Origin of the sequence: Hominilimicola fabiformis (genome assembly GCF_020687385.1) — a bacterium.
GTDB classification, from domain to species: domain Bacteria; phylum Bacillota; class Clostridia; order UBA1381; family UBA1381; genus Hominilimicola; species Hominilimicola fabiformis.
This window is the reverse complement of sequence record NZ_JAJEQM010000038.1, coordinates 1-2,073: the sequence shown is the minus strand read 5'-3', so window position 1 is coordinate 2,073 and position 2,073 is coordinate 1. Positions and strand designations below refer to the sequence as shown.

General features: G+C 28.9%; 2 protein-coding genes. Both read right to left on the bottom strand.

Translation table 11 applies throughout. The annotated features are described in order from the left end of the window. Positions 1–168: 168 nt before the first annotated feature. Positions 169–1,347, bottom strand: coding sequence for an RNA-guided endonuclease InsQ/TnpB family protein (locus LKE05_RS13970; protein ID WP_308457241.1), 1,179 nt, complete (start codon positions 1,345–1,347; stop codon positions 169–171). Then, positions 1,310–1,963 (bottom strand): IS607 family transposase, encoded by a 654-nt coding sequence (locus tag LKE05_RS13965; protein ID WP_308457240.1) that lies wholly within the window; start codon positions 1,961–1,963, stop codon positions 1,310–1,312. The genes LKE05_RS13970 and LKE05_RS13965 overlap by 38 nt, the downstream gene beginning before the upstream one ends. Between the last annotated feature and the right edge of the window lie 110 nt (positions 1,964–2,073).

Genomic DNA, 2,073 nt, shown 5'->3' with positions numbered 1-2,073 from the left:
CCGTTACTGAAAACTTATAAAAAGTTATAAACCTTTATGTTTCATTCCTACTTCATCGTATATGCTTTTGACATGATTTCTCATAATCTACTCGCAAGTTCTTGTACACTCCATAGGCATAAATTCCTGACTAACGTATCAGTACATATCTGTAATAACTTGAAAGTGTTATGCTACAGATTGTTGTTTTAGGACATTTTCTCCATACTGTTTTAGATTCAAAGCCGCCTGATAATCTCTATCAATTACATTTCCACATTCACATTTGTAAATACGGTCAGACAACTTTAAATCTTTTTTAATACTTCCACAACAACTACATAATTTAGAACTTGGAAAAAATCTATCGGCTATAACAACTGGTATATTGTTCCACATAGCCTTGTATTCAATCTGTCTTCTAAATTCATAAAAACCTTGCTGTTGTACTGCTTTGGATAAATGTTTATTCTTCATCATTCCACTTACATTCAAATCTTCAATACAAATGAAACTTGGTTCTCGTTTCACTATCTCAGATGTTGTTTGGTGTAAATAGTTTTGACGAACATTTGTTAGTCTGTGATTTAGTTTTAAAAGTTCTTTTTCTCTTTTTATAATGTTACTTGTTTTACAGTAATTTGCTCCTTTCTTATTTTTCTCATATTTTCTTGATATGGAACGCTGTAACCTGCGTTTTTTCTTTTCTAATTTCTTTACCGTTTGCGTTTTGTTTATGTTCTTGTATGTATTGCCATCAGAACATATTGCTAAATGCTTTATTCCTAAATCAATTCCAATACCTTCATTTGATGGAAGAGTAGTATTATCATTAACTTCAATACCAATTGACACATACCAATATAATCCGTCATAAGTAAAACGTGGATTCATGTATTTACAGCCAGTTGGTATTCTTCCTTTTTCACAAAGTTTAATCCAGTTTAACTTTTGTTTATTCTGTTTTTTACTCATTGAAAAACTTTCAACTTTCACATGGGTATCGGTAAACTGAATTTTTATATTGTCTTGATAAAAAGATGGAGTAGAGTGTTTCTTACTCTTAAATTCAGGATATTTACATTGTCCTTTGAAGAATCTCTTATAAGTATTACAAGCATCTTTAATTGCTTGTTTTGTTACATTATTGCTTACTTCATTCAGCCATTGATATTCAGACTGTTTCTTTAATTGTGTAAATTCTTTTCGCAATTCACTATCTGATAAAAATTTGTTCCCTTGCTTATAATTATCCTGTTCTCTTGAAATAGCCCAATTATAAGCAAATCTAGCACAGCCTGCATATTGAAACAACTTAGTCGATTGTTTATTATTTGGATTCAATCTCACTTTTATTGACTTTATCATTTGATTCACCTTCTTCCTCAATTAATTCTTTTACTAATTTTCTAGCTTTATTTGCACGTTTACCTTGTAATTTACAACTAAAAACTGTAATTATTTGAACTAAATCTTCTACAAGTTCTTGTTGCTCTGATTTTTCTGTGTTATCAATAATTTCTATATCACAGTTATATAAACTTGCGATATATTCGACTAATTCAAATCCAAATCTTAACAATCTGTCTTTATAAAGAACCACAACTTTTTCTACTTTATTTTGAGATATGCGTTTAATCAGTTCTTTCAGTCCTTTTTTCTTATAATTGATTCCAGAACCTATATCAGAAATAATTTCATAAGGTCTTCCTTGTGCATTTAGATACAATTTCATATTCTCTATTTGTCTTTCCAGATCATCTTTTTGTTTATTGCTTGAGACTCTACAATATCCAATGACAATTCTATCTAAATTAGGTTTTATGTTCATAACCTGATTTAACTGTTCATGAGAATAATATCTGTATCCATTACTAGAAGTATGGTGAGGATGAAGTTTACCATTTGCGTCCCAATTTCTAAGTGTTTGTGCTGATACTCCTAAAATTTTTGAAAATTTATTGATAGAATAGTATTTACTCATAATTAAAATCTCCCTATAATGTTTATACCTAATTCTATCATTAAAAGTTATAAAAGTAAGCATATATTTATAACTTTTTATAACTTATAACAAACAGTTACATTCCTCCT

Coding starts and splice junctions, on each gene's coding strand:
- LKE05_RS13970 (WP_308457241.1), bottom strand. CDS start 1,347: ATGATAAAGTCAATAAAAGTGAGATTGAATCCAAATAATAAACAATCG.
- LKE05_RS13965 (WP_308457240.1), bottom strand. CDS start 1,963: ATGAGTAAATACTATTCTATCAATAAATTTTCAAAAATTTTAGGAGTA.